The organism is Nocardia sp. NPDC050697 (genome assembly GCF_040654395.1).
Classification (GTDB): domain Bacteria; phylum Actinomycetota; class Actinomycetes; order Mycobacteriales; family Mycobacteriaceae; genus Nocardia.
This window is the reverse complement of the sequence record NZ_JBFAHY010000001.1, coordinates 531,515-547,719: the sequence shown is the minus strand read 5'-3', so window position 1 is coordinate 547,719 and position 16,205 is coordinate 531,515. Positions and strand designations below refer to the sequence as shown.

Below are 16,205 nucleotides of genomic sequence, written 5' to 3'. Positions count from 1 at the left end.
AAGGAGGCCAGGAATGACAGCCCCGACTTCCCCGCCCACCGCCGCCGCCGAGATCACGACCTGGTCGAAGGGGTACGTCTCCCGGCATCCCGCCGCCGCGCTGCGGACCGTCGGCAGGCAGGTCACGCTCGGGCAGCGGGCCGTCCGGCACCTCGTCACCGATATCGCCACCCGCCGCTTCCCCTTCGACGAGTTCGCCGGCCAGGCGGCCTTCATGGTGAAGACCGCGCTGCTGCCGACGGTGGCGGTCGCGCTGCCGATCAGCGCGACGCTCTCGATCCAGTTCGGGCTGCTCGCCGGGCAGGTCGGCGCCACCGCGCTGGCCGGGGCCGCGAGCGGGCTCGCCGTGATCCGGCAGTCCGCGCCGCTGGTCACCGCCATCCTGCTGGCGGCGGCGGTGGGCTCGGCGCTCTGCGCCGACCTCGGCTCGCGGAAGATCCGCGACGAGATCGACGCGCTGGAGGTCATGGGCATCTCGGTGCTGCGCCGGCTGGTGGTGCCGCGGCTGGCCGCCGGCGTGCTCGTCGCGATGGCGTTGACCGGGGTGAGCTGCTTCGTCGGCTTCCTGGCCGGGTACCTGTTCAACGTCTACGTCCAGGACGGGACCCCGGGCAGCTACCTGGCCACCTTCTCCTCCTTCGCGACGGCGGGCGACCTGTACCTGGCCCTGCTCAAGGGGGCGGTGTTCGGGGTGCTGGTGGTGGTCATCGCCTGCGAGAAGGGGCTGAACACCAGGGGCGGCCCCGGCGGGGTGGCGAACTCGGTGAACGCCGCCGTGGTCGCCTCGATCGTCGTGCTCATGATGGTCAACCTGGGCTGCACCCAGCTGTACACCATGCTCTTCCCGAGGACGACGCTGTAATGGCCACCGTCTACCGCCCGCCCGTGCTCCGCACCGCGCTCGCGGTGACGCGGCCGCCGTGGCACGCGGTCATCCAGCTCGGCCACCTGTTCACCTTCTTCGCGCGCAGCGTCACCGCGATCCCGCTGACGCTGCGCCACTATCGGCGCGAGACGCTGCGCATCATCTCCGATGTCACCTGGGGCAACGGCTCGCTCATCGTCGGCGGCGGCACCGCGGGGATCATGATCATCCTGGGCGCGGCGGCCGGTGGCATCGTCGGCATCGAGGGGTTCAACGCGCTGAAGCTGCTCGGCATGCAGCCCGCGACCGGCATGATCGCCGCCACCGCGGCCACCCGCGAGCTGGCCCCGATCATGGCCTCCATCGCCTTCGCCGCGCAGGCGGGCTGCCGGTTCACCGCCCAGCTCGGCGCCATGCGGATCGCCGAGGAGATCGACGCCCTCGACTCCATCGCCATCCGCCCGGTGCCCTTCCTGGTCACGACCCGGCTGATCGCCGCCGTGGTGGCGATGGTCCCGCTGTTCCTGGCGGCGCTGGCCGCGGACTACCTGGCGGTGAAGCTGTTCGTCGGCATCGCGGGCGGCCAGTCCTTCGGCACCTACGACCACTACTTCGACCTGGTGCTCAGCGGCACCGATATCGTCTACTCCCTGCTCAAGGCGGTCGTCTTCGTCATCGTCACCACCACGATCCAGTGCTACTACGGCTACTACGCGCGCGGCGGGCCGCAGGGCGTCGGCATCGCCGCGGGGCGGGCGATGCGCGCGAGCATCACCGTGATGATCACGGTGAATCTGCTGCTGACGCTGGCGCTCTGGGGTTTCGACGCCGGCTCGCGGATCAGCGGGTAGGCCATGACCATCGTGTTCGAATCCGAGGATCGGAACCTCACCGGCACCGGGCTCTTCGTGCGCGGGCTGGCGGTGCTGGTGGTCATCGTCGCCACCGCCGTCGCGATGATCGCCCGCTCCGAGGGGGCCTTCGCCCGCACCGTCGAGGTCACCGCGGTGCTCAGCGATGTCGGCGACGGGCTGCCGCGGCGCTCCGACGTCAAGTACCGGGGCGTACTGGTCGGCAGCGTGCGCGAGGTGACGCGGGCGGACGGCGCCAATGTCGTGCGCATCGATCTGCTGCCCGCGCACGCCGGCGGCATCCCGGCCACCGTGACCGCGCGGGTCGTCCCGAGCAATGTCTTCGCGGTTCCCTCGATCCAGCTGGTGGACAACGGCTCCGGCCCGGCGCTGGCCGCGGGCGCGCGGATCCCGGAGGACCACAGCCGCGCCGGCGTCCAGCTACAGACATCGCTCACCGCGCTGAGCAAGCTGGCGGCGGCGGTGGGCCGCCCCGGCACCGACCCCACCGTCGGCATTCTGGAGACGCTGGAGCGCGCGACCAGCGGCCGGGGCGCGGACGCGCTCGCCGCCGCCACCCAGCTCGAGCGCCTCGCGCGCGCCTACCGCGCGGAGGCCACCGCGCCCGGCGAATCCGCGCTGCTCACCGAGCTCTCCGGCGCGGTGCTCGAGTTGCAGCGCGCGGCCCCCGATCTGCTCGCCACCCTGCACGAGGCGGTGCTGCCGCTGCGCGGCGTGGCCGAGCACCGCGATCAGCTGGCCGCGCTGCTCACCGGCGCGAACGCCACCAGCACGACGGTCGGCACCGCGCTGACGAATCGGGGTACCACGCTGATCGGGCTGAACAGCCGGATGGGCCCGGTGCTGCGGGTCCTGGCCGCGGGCAGCGACAACTTCGTGCAGATGACGACCTCGCAGACCCGGGTCGCGCAGGTCTTCGCCCACGACTTCTGGAATGCCGAGGACCAGAGCGGCACCGCCAAGGTGATCGTCGAGCTCACGCCGCACCAGCAGTACACCCGCACCGACTGCCCCCGCTACGGCGAGCTGGCCGGCCCGAGCTGCACCGGCGGCCCGCCCGCCGGGCCCTCGGTGCTCGACAGCCTGGAGGCGCCGGTGAGCGGCCCCGGGCAACGGCGCCTGCTGGCCGAGCAATCCGGCCTGCCCCCGGAGCACGGCGGCCTCGCCGAGCTCTTCGGGCTCACACCACCGACTCCGGGAGGACCGCGATGACCCGACGTGACCGCATCGGGCTCACCGCCTTCCTGCTGGTGGCCGCGGTGCTGACCTGGATGGTGCACGTCACCCTGCAGCGCGACATCACCGGCGAGACCGACACCTACACAGCGATGTTCAGCGACGTCTCCGGGCTGCGCGTCGGCGACGACGTCCGGGTGGCGGGCGTGCAGGTGGGCCGGGTCGACGCCATCGACGTGCACGGGCCGAACGCCAGGGTCACCTTCCGGGTGCACCGGGACCAGGCCGTGCGCGGCGACACCCTGGCCGCGGTCACCTATCAGAACCTCATCGGCCAGCGCTATCTCGGCCTGAGCCTCTCGGACTTCGGCGCGCCGGACCCGCTGCCGCCCGGCGCCGAGATCCCGCTAACGCACACCCAGCCCTCCTTCGACATCTCCGGGCTGCTCGACGGCTTCCAGCCGCTCTTCAGCACGCTCGACCCCGCCGACGTCGACAACCTGACCTCCGCGCTCATCCGGGCACTGCAGGGCGACGAGGGCGCGGTCGCCGCGCTGATCGGCCGGACCGCCGCGCTGGCCCAGACCTTCGCCGGGCCGGACGAGGTCCTCGGCGCCCTCATCGACAACCTCGCCGCCGTCATGTCCACCCTCGCCGCGCAGAGCACCGGCATGCAACAGACCCTCGCCCGGACCCGCGTGCTCTTCGAGGGGCTGGCGGCCCGCCGCGACGAGCTGATGGCGCAGACCGACCGGATCGCCTCCGTGGTCACCGACGCGGCGGGCGTCGTCGAGGGCGCCGCCCCCGCGCTGACCGAGTTCGCCGGCCGCGAGCCCGGCTTCGCCCGCCACTTCGTCGCGGGCAGCGACCGCTTCGCCTACCTCGGCTACAACCTGCCGCCGCTGCTGCAGGCCATGGTCAGGGCCACCGACAGCGGCGCCTTCGTGAACGCCTACGTCTGCGATATCGGCTTCAGCATCGTCCCCGGCATCGACCCGGTGATCGCGGACGCGCTGGCCGCGGCCTCGCCCACCGGCCGTCCGCAGCACTCCCCGATCTGCAGGTGAATCATGAACGCACAGAACGCCTCCGGCCTCGACTCCGCGCTGCGCACCGGGATCGCCGCGGTCGCGGCCCTGGTGCTGGCGCTGACCGGGCTGGTCGTGCTCGGCTCGCTGCACATCGGCGCCCGGACCTACCGCGCCGACTTCGCGCAGGCCGCCGGGATCGCCGCGGGCGACGCGGTCACCTGGGCCGGCATCCCGGTCGGCACCGTCACCGATACCCGGCTCGCCGGCGACCACGTCGAGGTGACCCTTTCCATCGACGACGACGCGGTCGACCTCGGCGCCGACACCGCGGCCGCGATCAAGCTGACCACCCTGCTCGGCTCCCGCTACGTCGAACTCCGCTCCACCGGCGCGGGCGAGCTGCCGGGCAACCGGATCCCGCTGGCGCAGACCACCGTGCCCTACGACCTGGAGACGGCGCTGCAGGATGTCACCACCACCTTCGACCGGATGGACGCCGACCGCATCGCCGCCTCCATGACGACGCTGGCCCGGGAGCTCGACGGCGTGCCCGCGCTGGTCCCCGGCATCCTGCGCGACGTGCGCTCGCTCTCGGCGGTGATCGCGCAGCGCCGCGACCAGATCGGCGCGCTGCTGGCGGGCACCGAGCAGATCAGCACCGTGCTCGACCGGCAGCAGGCCGACCTGGCCGCCGTGATCGGCGAGGGCCGCACCCTGCTCCAGCAGATCAATGCCAGGCAGGACGCGCTGGCCCGGCTGCTGGACGCCACGACCGCCCTGGTGCACCGCCTGGAGCCGATCGCGGTCGGCGAACAGGCCGAGATCGAGCAGCTGCTGACCGACCTGCGCGCCATGACCGGCATGATCGCCGCGCACGACGACCTGCTGCGCAATATCCTGCAGATCCTCCCGGTGCCGTGGCGGCTGTTCGCCAATGCCACCGGCAGCGGCCCGGAGCTCGACGCCAACGCCCCCGACGGCGCCTTCGTCGACTCCTGGATGTGCGCGCTGAGCGCCGCCGCGGTCGAGTCCGGCCGCGCCCCCTACCTCGAGGACTGCCGATGAGCCGCATCCGGTGCACCCTGAAACTGGCGGTGCTGGCGGTGACCGCCGCCTGCCTGGCCGGTTGCGGCGCCCCCGGCGCCGGCAGCACCACCGTCACCGCCCGCTTCACCGATGCCAACGGCCTCTACGAGGGCAATGCCGTCTCCGTGCTGGGCATGAAGGTCGGGAAGATCGTGCGGATCACCGCGCGCAGCACCGATGTCGAGGTCGAGATGCGGGTCGAGGAGGGCATCACCCTGCCCGCGGACGTCCAGGCGGTGACCATCTCCGACTCGATCCTCACCGACCGCCACATCGAGCTCACGCCGGTCTACCGCGGCGGCCCCGCGCTGCCCGACGCGGCGGTGCTCGGACTCGACCGCACCAGGACGCCGGTGGAGTTCGACGCCCTGCTCGCGATGACGCGCAAACTCTCCGCCGCGCTGGGCGGCGACGGCAACGGCGCGGGCCCTGTCGCCGACCTCGTGTCCCTGGGGTCGGCCGCCACCAGCGGCAACGGCGCCGACATGCGGGCCGCGCTCGGCGAGCTGGCCCGCGCGCTGCAACTCGGCCCCGACGGCGGCGCGGCCACCCGCGATGCGGTGACCCGGGTGGTCACCACCCTCGACGCACTCACCGCGACCGCGACCCGCAACGACGAGACCCTCCGGCAATTCGGCTCCGCCGTCGCGCGACTGAGCGATTTCCTCGCCGGGCAGCAGCTCGGCGACGGGACCACCGGCGCGGCACTCAACCGGATCATCGCCCAGGTCACCGAGGTGCTGACCCGGCACCGCGACACCATCGCCGGGCTCTCCACCGACGCGAACACACTGGCGGGAACGCTGGCCGAGTACGACTACAACCTCGCCGCCTTCCTCGACGTGTTCCCCCTCGTCACCGACAACGCCTACAACGCCATCGACCACGATGTCGGCGCGCTGCGCGCCGCCGTCGACGTGAACCGGCTGCTGCTCGACGGCCAGATGGTCAAGGAGGTCTGCAACCTGCTGCAGCTGCAGAACCTCGGCTGCGCCACCGGCACCATGCGCGACATGGGGCCGGACTTCGGCATCACCGCCATCCTGACCGCACTGGCAGAACGGAACGGCCGATGAGACTTCCCCGATCCCTGCTCGCGCTCGGCGCCGCGCTCGCGCTCGGCGGCTGCGCCACCGGCCTGGACCGGCTGCCGCTGCCCGCCCCGGGGTTGAGCGGCGACACCTACACGCTCACAGCCACCTTCGCCAATGCGCTGAACCTCCCCGCCGAGGCGAAGGTGCGGCTCGACGGCGCCGACATCGGCCAGGTCGAGACCATGGCGGCCCGCGACTACGCCGCCGTGGTGACGTTGCGCATCAGCGCCGAGGTCCGGCTGCCCGCGGGCACCTCGGCGGAGCTGCGCTCGGCCACCCCGATGGGTGATGTCTTCGTCGCGCTCACCGCCCCGCCGGAGCCCGGCACCGCGCTCCTCGGCGACGGCGACGCCATCCCGCTCGCCGCCACCGCCGCCGCCGCCAGCACCATCGAGGAGCTGCTCACCCGCGCCTCGCTGCTGGTGAGCGGCGGCGCCATCGAGCACCTGACCTCGGTGATCTCCGCCCTCGGCGAGTACGTGGGCGGCCGCGGCGAGCGCCTCGCCGAGCTGCTCGACCAGACCCGCGCGCTGCTGGACACGCTCACCGCGCGCTCCGCCCGGATCGACGAAGTCCTGCGCGCCGCAGCCGATCTGGGCGCCACCGTCGCCGCCGAGCGCTCCGCCCTCACCGACTCGATGACCGCGGCGGGACCGGCCGTCGACGTGCTGGCCGGCAACACCGGCGCGATCCTCGATCTGGTGCAGCGCATCTCCACGGTCACCGACCAGCTCGCCCTCTTCCCCAGCGTCCAGGGCACCAACGACACCAGCATGGCGGCGAACCTGAACCGCTTCGCCGCCGGGATGAACGCCGCCGCGGTGAACCCGCACGCCGACCTGAACGCGCTCAACACCATGCTCGGCATCGTCATCAAGATGATCAGCGGCCCGAACGGCCACGTGAACGCCGACATCACCCAGGTCGCCGTCGGCGCGCTCCCCGACCCCGGCTTCCCCGGCACCGCCGGAGCCCGCCTCCCCGACCCCACCGACTGGACCGAGTTCGCGGGCTCGCTGCAGCACATGCTCGACCGCCTCGGCCCCCGGCTGCAGGGGCCGCCGCGATGATCGCCCGCCTCCTCGTCGGCGCCGTGCGGCGCGCGCACCGGCACCGGCTCGCGCTCTCGCTGGCCGGGCTGCTCGTCATCCTCGCCGGGGCGGGCGGGTATCTCGGGATCGGCACCCTGCGGATGGAGCCGTTCCACGAGCCGTACCGGGTGCGGATCGAGCTGGCGCAGTCCGGTGGGCTGCTGCCCGGCCAGGACGTCACGCTGCGCGGGGTCCGGGTCGGGCGGGTCGAATCCGTCACCGTCAGCGGGGACCGGATCGTCGCGGTCGCCGCGATCGGCGAGCGGCACCGCATCCCCGCCGCGGGCCCGGTGCGGGTGGCGGCGCTCTCCGCGGCCGGGGAGCAGTACCTGGACTTCCAGCCCACCACCGGCGACGGGCCCTACCTCGCCGACGGCGCCGTCATCACCGCCGACCGCACCACCACGCCGGTCCCGCTCGCCGACATGCTGGAGAGCCTCAGCGCCACCCTGGCCCAGATCGACCCCGACCGGCTCGCCGCCATCTCCCGCGAACTGGGCGTGAGCGAGGCGGGCCCGGACAGACTGGCCGCCATCATCGACGGCGGCACCTTCCTCGTCGCCACCCTGGACGCGGTGCTCCCGCAGACGGTGAGCCTGCTGCGCAACAGCCGCGTCGTGCTCGCCACCGTCGGCAGCCCCGCGCTCGCGTCCACCGCCGCCGACCTGGCCGCCACCGCCCGCGGTGTCTCCGCGATGACCGGCGGTTACGAGCAACTCGTCACCCAGACCCCGCCCATGCTCGCCACCGTGGACGCCATGCTCGCGCAGAACTCCCCCACCATGGTTCAGCTGCTCGGCAATCTGGTGACCGTCTCCCAGGTCGCGTACACCCGCATCCCCGCCCTGGAGGAGTTCTTCTTCCCGCGGCAGCGGGCGGGGTCGGCGCTGGACGCCGTCGCCTCGGCCTTCCACGACGGCGGGGTCTGGGCGCTGGCGAGCATCTACCCCCGCTACACCTGCGACTACAACACCCCGCGCCGCCCCGGCTCGGTCCCCGACTACGCCCCGCCGTACCTCAACGCCGACTGCCCCGACCCCACCCTCATCCCGCGCGGTGCCGCCAACGCCCCCCGGCCCGCGGACGACCCCGTTCCCGCCGCGCCACCGGGAGATCCGTTGCAGACCGCCGATCCTCCGCCGGTCGGGCCGCTCTCGATCCCGACCCCCTACGGCGGGCCGAAGGCCCCGATCCCGCGCTGACCCGGCTGCACCGGAACGGTCGTCGAGCTTCCCGACTCGCCGGTGTCACGCCGGATGAGCAGCCGATGCCGGGACCCCGGGTGCGGGCGCTCGCACGGGAATGTGGCGGGTGAACCGTCGATCATCGGATGAAACGGGTATGCCTCGAAACGGGTGCGGACCGGTTCCGGCGGCCGCGCCCCGGCGGCGAAGGCCGCGAGTCCCACCTGTCCGGGCCGAGGTGAGAGGGCATGACCAGTACTCAGCAGAGGCATTCACCGAACGGCATCGCCCGCGCGGCGGCGAACGCACTGGGACCGGTGTGCGTGGGCGAGTTCGGCTACGACCCGTCCGCGCGGACGATGCGCTGGACGCGCCGGACCGAGCCGCGCACAACGGCCGCGGCGGACACCGGAGCCGGGCGGATGAGCGCGGACGTGCTGCTGAGCCAGGTCCACGAGCAGGACCGCGAACCGCTGGCCGAGGCACTGGCGAGCGGGCAGCGCTTCTGCCTGCGGGTGCGGCTGCCCGACGGCGCCGGCGCCGAGCGGACGCTGATCCTGCTCGTGGACCAGACCGCCGGCGAGGTGGGCCCCGGGGCGGAGGTGGAGGGAATCTACCTCGACCTCACCGACGCGCTCGGCGCCCAGTCCCAGACGCTGCTCGACGAGAAACTCCCGCCGATGGTCGCCCTCGGCGCCACGGTCGAGCAGGCGGTCGGAATGCTGCGACTGGTCTACAGCATCACCGCGAACAAGGCCCGCGAGCTGCTCCTGTGGCGGGCCACGGAGACCGGGGTGCCGGTCACCGAGTTCGCCGCACGGCTGTGCGCCGCGGTCGACGGGGACGGCGAACTCGCACCGGCGGCGGTGCGGGCCCGGGTCGACGATCTGCTGCTGACCCTGCACGAGCGGATCGGCGAGGCTACCGGGCCGGCCTGACACCGTCCGGTATCGGACCGAGCAGCTCGATGCCGTGCCGCTGCGCGAGAGCGAGCACCTGTTCCATCGCCGGCGGCCCGTCCGCCGCCAGCGCCGCGGCGGCGCGGCTGAAGTTCTCCATCGTCGCTCCCGGGGTATGGACGACGAAAGCGACCGCGTCGGAATCGGTTTCATTGCGGATCGTGTGCGGGGTCCCGCCCGCGAGCGGGACGGTGGCGCCGGGTCCGGCGCGGTGCCGGGTGACGCCGTCCGCGCCGCCGATGTAGAAGGCGAACTCGCCCTCGAGCACGTAGTAGACCTCGCTGGGTTCGTGGCGGTGCAGGACCGGGGGCCCGCCGCCGGGTGGCATCCGGATCTCCACGGCGAACAAGTGGCCCCGGGTCTGGGCGCAGGTCGCGAGCACGGTGATGTGATCGGCGCCGAGTTGCCAGCACTCGGCCGTTGCGCGATCGACAGGTAGCATGTCCATATCGTCGAATTTAGACAGGGGACTTGTCTATGTCAATCGTCCGGCCGGTCACCGGTGGCCGCCCCCGCCCGGTCAACACCGTGGTCCTGCTGCGCGAGGCCTTCGCCGCGCTCAACGACCTCGCCCTCGCCCGGCTGGCCGCGAGCGGGCACGGGGCGGTGCGCTCCGCGCACGGGGTGGTGTTCCAGCACCTCGACGACACCGGCACCACCGTGAGCACCCTGGCCGAACGCGGCCGGATGACCAAGCAGGCCATGGCCGAGCTCGTCGCCCATCTCGAGCAGCACGGCTACGTGACCCGCGAACCCGACCCCCGCGATCGGCGCGCGAAACTCGTCGTCCCCACCGCGAGCGGGCGCGAGGTCGTCGCGATCGCCCAGTCGACGGTCCCAGCGATCGAACGATCCCTGGCCGAGCTGCTCGGCGCCGACCGCCACGAGCGGCTCCGCGCCGACCTCGAAACCATCCTCGGGTCCGCCGTCACGATCGGGGACTGACTCACCGCCGCGGGACCCCTCATCCGCCCGCCGGGGACGAGCCCGGGTCCCACGCCGCGCGCCGCGCGATCTCGGCCAGCTGCGCGGGATCGGCGACCGCGTCGGCGGGGTCGTCGGGCCAGGTGCGGGCCTGTTCGCCCGCCCAGTCGGCCCAGCGGGCGACCATGGCGTAGAACTCGGTGAAGAATGCGCCGGCCAGCATGGTGGTGGCGGCGCGGTACTGGAACGGCCCTTCGCCCCGCGCGTACAGCTCGGCCACGGCCGCGTTCTCGGCATTGCGCTGTTCGGCCCAGCTCCGGGCGGCGGCGATGGTGCGCAGGGCGTCCCGCTTGGCGCCCTGATCGGCGAAGCTGAGCTGCACGAGCTGCTCGAACTCCAGCACCGGCCCCTCCCCGGGCTCGGTCAGCCACCGGGCGAGCGCGGCCCGCCCCTCCTCGGTGATGGTGTACACCGTGCGCGTCCGGCGCCCGGTGACCTCGTCCTCGGCGGTCGCGAAACCGAGCGCCACCAGCTTCTTGGGCTCCTCGTAGAGCCGGCTCTGTGCCCGCGGCCAGATCCGGCCCAGGCTGCGCTCCATCTGGCGGGTCAGCTCGTAGCTGCTCCAGGGCTGCACGGCCAGCAGCCCGAGCACCGCGTAGGTGGTCCCGGTCATTCGCGCACTTGACACCGCGTCTCCTCCCGCTCATATTTACTCCCATTGAGAGTACTCTCGAAGAGAGTATCAGGGACGAGGAGACCCGCACCCATGAGCACCGTGAAAATACCGAATGCCGCCCAGACCGCGGCCTGGGATGGCGACGAGGGCGCCTTCTGGGCCGACAACCACCATCTTTTCGAGGCCGTTCTCGACCGCTACCAGCCGGCGTTCGACCGCGCCGCGGCGATCGAACCGCACCACCGTGTGCTCGACATCGGTTGCGGCACCGGCGGATACACCCGGGTCGCCGCCGCGGCCGCGCACCGGGGTCACGTGCTCGGAGTCGACCTGTCCAGCCGGATGGTCGACGTCGCCCGCCGCCTCGCCGCGCGGGAGGGGCTGCGCACTATCGAGTTCGAACGCGCCGACGCCCAGCTCCACCCCTTCGACAGCGACTACGACGTGCTGGTCAGCCAGACCGGGGCCATGTTCTTCGACGACCCGGACGCCGCCTTCGCCAACCTGCTGAGCAGCCTGCGGCCCGGCGGGCGGCTGGTGCTGCTGACCTGGAACCGTCCGGAGCACCAGGAGTGGCTGAACGCCTTCACCCTGGCCCTGACCGGCCGCACCCCGCCCGAGCCCGCGCCGGGCGCACCGGGGCCCTTCTCGCTCAGCGACCCCGTCCACACCACCGCGCTGCTCGCGCGCACCGGTTTCGCCGAGATCGACTGCACCGACCTGCGCGAGAGCACCGTCTACGGCCGTACGGTCGACCAGGCCCACGCCTTCCTGAGCGGACTCCTCGGCTGGATGCTCACCGGGCAGGAACCCGACCGCCGCGCCGCCGCACTCGACGCGCTGCGCGCCACCCTCGCCGCCCACGAAACCGACGACGGCATCCGCTTCGGCTCCGCCGCCTGGCTCGTCACCGCCACCCGCCGGTGACCCGCACACCGCTCGCGGCCGTCTTCGTCCCCGGACTCGCTGGGCACGCCGCCGAATTCGACACCCTCGCCCGCGGGTGGAGCCACGGCCCCGCCCTGTGCCTCGATCCGTTCTACGACGAGCCCACGATCCCGGGCCAGGCCGCGCGGGTCGCCGAAGCGGCAGGGCGGGCCGGGTTCTCCCGCTACCTGGTGGCCGGGCACAGCCAGGGCGGGCTCGTCGCCCTCGAACTGGCCAGGGCGCGGCCCGACGTCGTGGCCGCCGTGGCGATCGTGGACGCGCCGCTCCTCGTCCCCGCGCCGGTCCGGGCGGCGCTGACCGTCTTCGTCGCGCTGCTGCGCACCCCGATCGGGCCCGCGCTGCTGCGCGCCTTCTTCCGCGCGACCTTCGCCGCGGCCGACGGCTCGGGCCATCGCGCCGACGTCATGGCCCGGCTCGCCGCGGTCCCGCCCGCGCAGGCGCGCCGCTTCGTCCGCGCGGCCTTCGGCTACCCCGGCCGCAGGGCGCTCGGCGAGCTGACCGTGCCGTGCGCCTATGTCCGGGCGAACATTCCCGTCCCCCTCGACCGGCTCCCGGCGGGGGTGCGCGGGTGCGATCTGAGCGGGGTGGGGCACTGGGTCCACCTGCACCGTCCGCGGCAACTCATGGCGGTGCTCCACGAACTCGCAGACGAGACGCAGCTCCACGTCCCGGAATGAGGTACCCCCACACGCTGGTGACCCCCCAGCACCCCCGGCCACCATGAACCCATCCGACCGCCCCCGGAAAGGCCAGCCCCATGACCCGCACCGCACCCCACTCCCACTTCGCGCGCGCCGACCGGGTGCGCGCGCAGGAACTCGCGCTCACCGATTCGCCCTTCACCATCGAGGTCCGGTTCGTCGGCGGGCTCACCGCGAGCCAGGAGGCCGCCTTCGCCGCGGCGGCCGACCGGTGGGCGTCGGTGATCGTCGGTGATCTCCCGGAGGCCGAGATCGAGGACGGCGCGGGCGGTACGATCGCCGTCGACGACGTACTGATCTTCGCCGAGGGGCGGCAGATCGACGGGCCGGGCACGGTCCTCGGGCAGGCCGGGCCGACCTGGATCCGCAGCGATTCGCTGCTGCCCATCGCGGGCGAGATGACCTTCGACACCGCGGATCTGGCCGGGCTGGAGGCCGACGGGCGGCTCGGCGACACCATCACCCACGAGATGGGGCACGTGCTCGGTATCGGCTCGCTCTGGAGCCAGCACGGCCTGCTGCGGGACGCGGACACCGCCGACCCGGTCTTCGTCGGGCGTACCGCCATGGCCGAGTACGCCGCGCTCACCGGGGCGGGCACCGAGCCGGTGCCGGTGGAGAACAGGGGCGGGCCGGGCACGGCGGGCGCGCACTGGCGCGACGACGTCTTCGGCACCGAGCTGATGACCGGGTTCATCTCGGCCGCCGGGGTCGCCAACCCGATCAGCCGGGTCACCGTCGCCTCGCTCGCCGACATGGGTTATCGGGTCGACTTCGCCGCGGCCGACCCGTTCACGCTGCCCGACCTGCTCGCGGTGCTCGAATCGGGCAGGCCGGAGCGCGCCGCCCGGGCCGGCTACGTGCTCCCGACCCTGCCCCGCCGCGTCTGAGACTCGCGGCCGCAACCCGGCCCGGCTGGACAGAAAGCGAACTAAACTTCCTTCCCATGGGTGGGAGCTGGCAGCTGCTCGAACGCCCGGCCGAGTGCGACGCCGTCCGCGCCGCGCTGACCACACCCGCCGCGGGCGGGATCGTGCTGGTCGGCGCCGCCGGGGTCGGCAAGACCACGCTGGCCCGCGCCGTCACCGCCGGCCTGACGGTGCCGGTGCGCTGGGCGGCCTGCACGGAATCCTCCCGGGCGATCCCGCTCGGCGCCTTCGCGCCGTGGATCACCGCGCCCGCCTCGCGCGACCCGCTGGCGCTGCTCTCCTCGGCGCACGAGAACCTGGTGGCCGGGGCGGATCCGGTGATCGGCGTCGACGACGCGCACCTGCTCGATCAGCTCTCGGCCACGCTGCTGCACCAGATAGCGGTGGAGGGCAGCGCCCGCGTCGTCGCCACCGTGCGCACCGGGGAGCGCGTTCCCGGCGCGGTGACCTCGCTGTGGAAGGACGGCTACCTGGAGCGGCGCGAGCTGGCGCCGCTGGGCAGGCAGCAGTGCCTGGAGCTGGTCGAGGCGGTGCTGGGCGGGCCGCTGGAGGGGCTCAGCGCCGAGGTGGTGTGGGAGACCTCCGGCGGCAACCCGCTCTACCTGCGCACCCTGGTGGAGGGCGCGGTGGCGGCGGGCGGGCTGAGCCGGGTGGGCGGGATCTGGCAGCTGCGCGGCCCCGCCGCGGTGCCCTCCGGGCTGGTCGAGCTGCTGGACGAGCGGCTGAGCCACGCAGACGAGGCGGTGCTCGACGTGCTGCGCATGGTGGCCCTGCACGAACCCTTCGACCTGGAGCTGCTCGCCGACCTGGAGAGCCCGGAGGCCGTCGACGCCGCCGAGCTGGCCGGGCTGCTCCGCATCACCGGCGACCACGGCGCCGAGGCCGCGCGCTTCACCCACCCGCTGCTCGGGGAGGTGGTGCGGGAGCGGATCGGCCGGGTCTCGGCGCGCCGCCGCCGGGGCCGCATCGTGGCCGCGCTGCGCGGGCAGCCGCTGGACACCGCCCCCGCCCGGCTGCGAATGGCGCGGCTCTGCGTCGACAGCGACCAGCCGATCGACACCGGGCTGCTGATCACCGCCGCGAAGGACGCGGTGGCGCTCTCGGATCTGCCGCTCGGAGAGAAACTGGCGCGCGCGGCGCACGAGCGCGACGGCGGGCTCGCCGCCGCCGAGCTGCTGTGCCGGGCGCTGCTCTGGCAGGGGCGGGCGCGCGACGCCTACGCCGTGCTGGCCGGGTTCGATCCCGGGCACCTCGACGAGCTGGAGCTGGTGCAGTGGGGGTTCCCGGTGGCGAGCCTGCGGTTCTGGGCCACCGGCGACGCGGCGGGCGCGCACCGGACGCTCACCCTGCTCCTCGACCGGGTCCGCCATCCCGTGCTGCGGCTCGCCGTCGATGCCCTGCGCGCCGCCGTCGCGGTGCACGAGAACCGCATCCCGGACGGGCTCGCGCTGGCCGAACACGTTCTCGCGCAACCCGAGGCGCCGTCCCAGGCCGTGGATTTCGCGGCCTTCGCCGCCGGGCTGGCCATGCCGGTGGCCGGGCGCGGGCTCGACTTCGCCCCGATCGCCGAGCGCTGCCGCGCGGAGCGCAAGCCGACCGACGGCGTCATCCGCGCCATGATCCGCTACGGCGAGGCGCTGGCCCTGGTGAGCGTGGGCGCGCTGGACGAGGCCGAGGAGCTGGCCACCCGCTCCGGGCGGTTCTCGACCTCGGGCCAGTTCGCCGGCTGGGCCATCGAGAAGATCTGCTGCGGGACGGTGGCGGTGGCGCGCGGCCGGTTCCGGGACGCCGCCACCGCGCTGGAGCAGGCGTTGGCCGCGCTGGTGGCCGAGACCGCGCTCTCCTGGCAGCTCCCCGCGCAGCTGCTGCTCGCCCGCGCCTACGCCACCCTCGGCGATGTCGCCGCCGCCGAGCGGGTGCTGGCGGCGGCCGGCGAGCACGACGGCCCGCACACCGCCCTGCACGAACCGCACCGGCTGCTGGCCCGCGCCTGGCTCGCCGCCGCCGACCACAATGTGCACGCGGCCACCGGATTCGCCCGCGCGGCGGCCGATCTCGCGCACCGCGGCGGCCAGCTCGGCTTCGAGGCCGAGGCGCTGCACCACGCGGCGCGCCTCGGGGACCGGACCGTGGCCGCGCGGCTCGGCGCGCTGGCGCGGCAGGTGCAGGGCCCGCTCGCCGGGCTCTACGCCCGCCACGCCGCCGCGCTCGCCGCGCCGGGCACCCGCGCGCTGGCGGCGGCGGGCCGGGACTTCGAGGCGGCCGGGCTGCTGCCCGCCGCGGCCGATGCCGCCGCGCAGGCGGCCGCCAGGCACGCGCACGCCGGACAGCGCAGGTCCGCCGCCGAGGCCACCGCCCGCGCGCTGCGGCTCGCGGCCCGCTGCGACGGGGCGACCACACCGGCGCTGCTCGCGGCGGCGCGGCCGCTGCCGGTGACCGCGCGGGAACGCGAGATCACCGCGCTCATCGCCCGCGGCCTCACCAACCGGGAGATCGCCGAGCGGCTGGTGGTCTCCATCCGCACCGTCGAGGGCCACATCTACCGCGCCTGCCAGAAGCTCGACACCACCGACCGCGAGCAGCTCGCCGCGCTGATCTGGCCCGACGTCCCGCACTGAGCGATTGGGGTAGGGGCGTACTCGGTTCCCCGCCCGCACCGGACCCGTTTC

At 73.8% G+C, this 16,205-nt stretch carries 16 protein-coding genes; 14 read left to right on the top strand and 2 right to left on the bottom strand.

Annotated elements, in window-relative coordinates; genetic code table 11:
* The first annotated feature begins 13 nt into the window (after positions 1–13).
* The 9 genes from AB0H71_RS02720 (at position 14) to AB0H71_RS02680 (ending at position 9,337) form a co-directional block, all read left to right on the top strand.
* Positions 14–862, top strand: coding sequence for an ABC transporter permease (locus AB0H71_RS02720; RefSeq protein WP_357014206.1), 849 nt, complete (start codon positions 14–16; stop codon positions 860–862).
* Positions 862–1,716 carry an ABC transporter permease gene (locus AB0H71_RS02715; protein WP_357014204.1) on the top strand — a complete coding sequence of 285 codons (855 nt, stop codon included), beginning with the start codon at positions 862–864 and terminating at the stop codon, positions 1,714–1,716. Before AB0H71_RS02720 ends, AB0H71_RS02715 begins: the two co-directional genes overlap by 1 nt.
* A gap of 3 nt (positions 1,717–1,719) precedes the next feature.
* Positions 1,720–2,949 (top strand): MCE family protein, encoded by a 1,230-nt coding sequence (locus tag AB0H71_RS02710; protein ID WP_357014202.1) that lies wholly within the window; start codon positions 1,720–1,722, stop codon positions 2,947–2,949.
* Positions 2,946–3,980: an MlaD family protein gene (locus AB0H71_RS02705; protein ID WP_357014200.1), complete on the top strand. Its 1,035-nt coding sequence runs from the start codon at positions 2,946–2,948 to the stop codon at positions 3,978–3,980. Before AB0H71_RS02710 ends, AB0H71_RS02705 begins: the two co-directional genes overlap by 4 nt.
* Before the next feature lie 3 nt (positions 3,981–3,983).
* Positions 3,984–5,009, top strand: coding sequence for an MCE family protein (locus AB0H71_RS02700; protein ID WP_357014199.1), 1,026 nt, complete (start codon positions 3,984–3,986; stop codon positions 5,007–5,009).
* Positions 5,006–6,106, top strand: coding sequence for an MCE family protein (locus AB0H71_RS02695; RefSeq protein WP_357014197.1), 1,101 nt, complete (start codon positions 5,006–5,008; stop codon positions 6,104–6,106). The genes AB0H71_RS02700 and AB0H71_RS02695 overlap by 4 nt, the downstream gene beginning before the upstream one ends.
* Positions 6,103–7,194, top strand: coding sequence for an MlaD family protein (locus tag AB0H71_RS02690; RefSeq protein ID WP_357014195.1), 1,092 nt, complete (start codon positions 6,103–6,105; stop codon positions 7,192–7,194). Before AB0H71_RS02695 ends, AB0H71_RS02690 begins: the two co-directional genes overlap by 4 nt.
* Positions 7,191–8,417, top strand: coding sequence for an MlaD family protein (locus tag AB0H71_RS02685; RefSeq protein ID WP_357014193.1), 1,227 nt, complete (start codon positions 7,191–7,193; stop codon positions 8,415–8,417). The genes AB0H71_RS02690 and AB0H71_RS02685 overlap by 4 nt, the downstream gene beginning before the upstream one ends.
* Positions 8,418–8,647: 230 nt before the next feature.
* A complete protein-coding gene (locus AB0H71_RS02680; RefSeq protein WP_357014191.1) occupies positions 8,648–9,337 on the top strand; it encodes an ANTAR domain-containing protein in 690 nt (229 codons plus the stop codon).
* Here the strand turns inward: AB0H71_RS02680 and AB0H71_RS02675 are convergent.
* A complete protein-coding gene (locus tag AB0H71_RS02675; RefSeq protein ID WP_357014189.1) occupies positions 9,321–9,800 on the bottom strand; it encodes a cupin domain-containing protein in 480 nt (159 codons plus the stop codon). The two genes, AB0H71_RS02680 and AB0H71_RS02675, sit on opposite strands and share 17 nt — an antisense overlap.
* Positions 9,801–9,835: 35 nt before the next feature.
* Between AB0H71_RS02675 and AB0H71_RS02670 the strand changes: the two genes are divergently transcribed.
* Entirely contained in the window at positions 9,836–10,303 is a 468-nt protein-coding gene (locus AB0H71_RS02670) for a MarR family transcriptional regulator (RefSeq protein ID WP_357014187.1), read from the top strand.
* Positions 10,304–10,322: 19 nt separating this feature from the next.
* Here AB0H71_RS02670 and AB0H71_RS02665 read toward each other — a convergent pair whose 3' ends face one another.
* On the bottom strand, positions 10,323–10,955 hold the full coding sequence (locus tag AB0H71_RS02665) for a PadR family transcriptional regulator (RefSeq protein ID WP_357014185.1): 633 nt from the start codon (positions 10,953–10,955) through the stop codon (positions 10,323–10,325).
* A 93-nt stretch (positions 10,956–11,048) separates the two neighbouring features.
* On the opposite strand from AB0H71_RS02665, the gene AB0H71_RS02660 reads away from it, so the two are divergent.
* The 4 genes from AB0H71_RS02660 (at position 11,049) to AB0H71_RS02645 (ending at position 16,154) form a co-directional block, all read left to right on the top strand.
* Positions 11,049–11,885: a class I SAM-dependent methyltransferase gene (locus AB0H71_RS02660; protein ID WP_357014183.1), complete on the top strand. Its 837-nt coding sequence runs from the start codon at positions 11,049–11,051 to the stop codon at positions 11,883–11,885.
* On the top strand, positions 11,882–12,583 hold the full coding sequence (locus AB0H71_RS02655) for an alpha/beta hydrolase (RefSeq protein WP_357014181.1): 702 nt from the start codon (positions 11,882–11,884) through the stop codon (positions 12,581–12,583). Before AB0H71_RS02660 ends, AB0H71_RS02655 begins: the two co-directional genes overlap by 4 nt.
* An 80-nt stretch (positions 12,584–12,663) precedes the next feature.
* Positions 12,664–13,497, top strand: coding sequence for a leishmanolysin-related zinc metalloendopeptidase (locus AB0H71_RS02650; protein WP_357014180.1), 834 nt, complete (start codon positions 12,664–12,666; stop codon positions 13,495–13,497).
* Positions 13,498–13,553: 56 nt separating this feature from the next.
* Entirely contained in the window at positions 13,554–16,154 is a 2,601-nt protein-coding gene (locus tag AB0H71_RS02645; protein ID WP_357014178.1) for a LuxR C-terminal-related transcriptional regulator, read from the top strand.
* Positions 16,155–16,205 lie beyond the last annotated feature (51 nt).

Excerpts from the sequence above, each read along its gene's own strand:
- AB0H71_RS02675 (WP_357014189.1), bottom strand. The coding sequence starts at position 9,800 with ATGCTACCTGTCGATCGCGCAACGGCCGAGTGCTGGCAACTCGGCGCC.
- AB0H71_RS02710 (WP_357014202.1), top strand. The coding sequence starts at position 1,720 with ATGACCATCGTGTTCGAATCCGAGGATCGGAACCTCACCGGCACCGGG.
- AB0H71_RS02695 (WP_357014197.1), top strand. The coding sequence starts at position 5,006 with ATGAGCCGCATCCGGTGCACCCTGAAACTGGCGGTGCTGGCGGTGACC.
- AB0H71_RS02715 (WP_357014204.1), top strand. The coding sequence starts at position 862 with ATGGCCACCGTCTACCGCCCGCCCGTGCTCCGCACCGCGCTCGCGGTG.
- AB0H71_RS02665 (WP_357014185.1), bottom strand. The coding sequence starts at position 10,955 with ATGACCGGGACCACCTACGCGGTGCTCGGGCTGCTGGCCGTGCAGCCC.
- AB0H71_RS02660 (WP_357014183.1), top strand. The coding sequence starts at position 11,049 with ATGAGCACCGTGAAAATACCGAATGCCGCCCAGACCGCGGCCTGGGAT.
- AB0H71_RS02650 (WP_357014180.1), top strand. The coding sequence starts at position 12,664 with ATGACCCGCACCGCACCCCACTCCCACTTCGCGCGCGCCGACCGGGTG.
- AB0H71_RS02700 (WP_357014199.1), top strand. The coding sequence starts at position 3,984 with ATGAACGCACAGAACGCCTCCGGCCTCGACTCCGCGCTGCGCACCGGG.
- AB0H71_RS02705 (WP_357014200.1), top strand. The coding sequence starts at position 2,946 with ATGACCCGACGTGACCGCATCGGGCTCACCGCCTTCCTGCTGGTGGCC.
- AB0H71_RS02670 (WP_357014187.1), top strand. The coding sequence starts at position 9,836 with ATGTCAATCGTCCGGCCGGTCACCGGTGGCCGCCCCCGCCCGGTCAAC.
- AB0H71_RS02720 (WP_357014206.1), top strand. The coding sequence starts at position 14 with ATGACAGCCCCGACTTCCCCGCCCACCGCCGCCGCCGAGATCACGACC.
- AB0H71_RS02690 (WP_357014195.1), top strand. The coding sequence starts at position 6,103 with ATGAGACTTCCCCGATCCCTGCTCGCGCTCGGCGCCGCGCTCGCGCTC.
- AB0H71_RS02685 (WP_357014193.1), top strand. The coding sequence starts at position 7,191 with ATGATCGCCCGCCTCCTCGTCGGCGCCGTGCGGCGCGCGCACCGGCAC.
- AB0H71_RS02645 (WP_357014178.1), top strand. The coding sequence starts at position 13,554 with ATGGGTGGGAGCTGGCAGCTGCTCGAACGCCCGGCCGAGTGCGACGCC.
- AB0H71_RS02680 (WP_357014191.1), top strand. The coding sequence starts at position 8,648 with ATGACCAGTACTCAGCAGAGGCATTCACCGAACGGCATCGCCCGCGCG.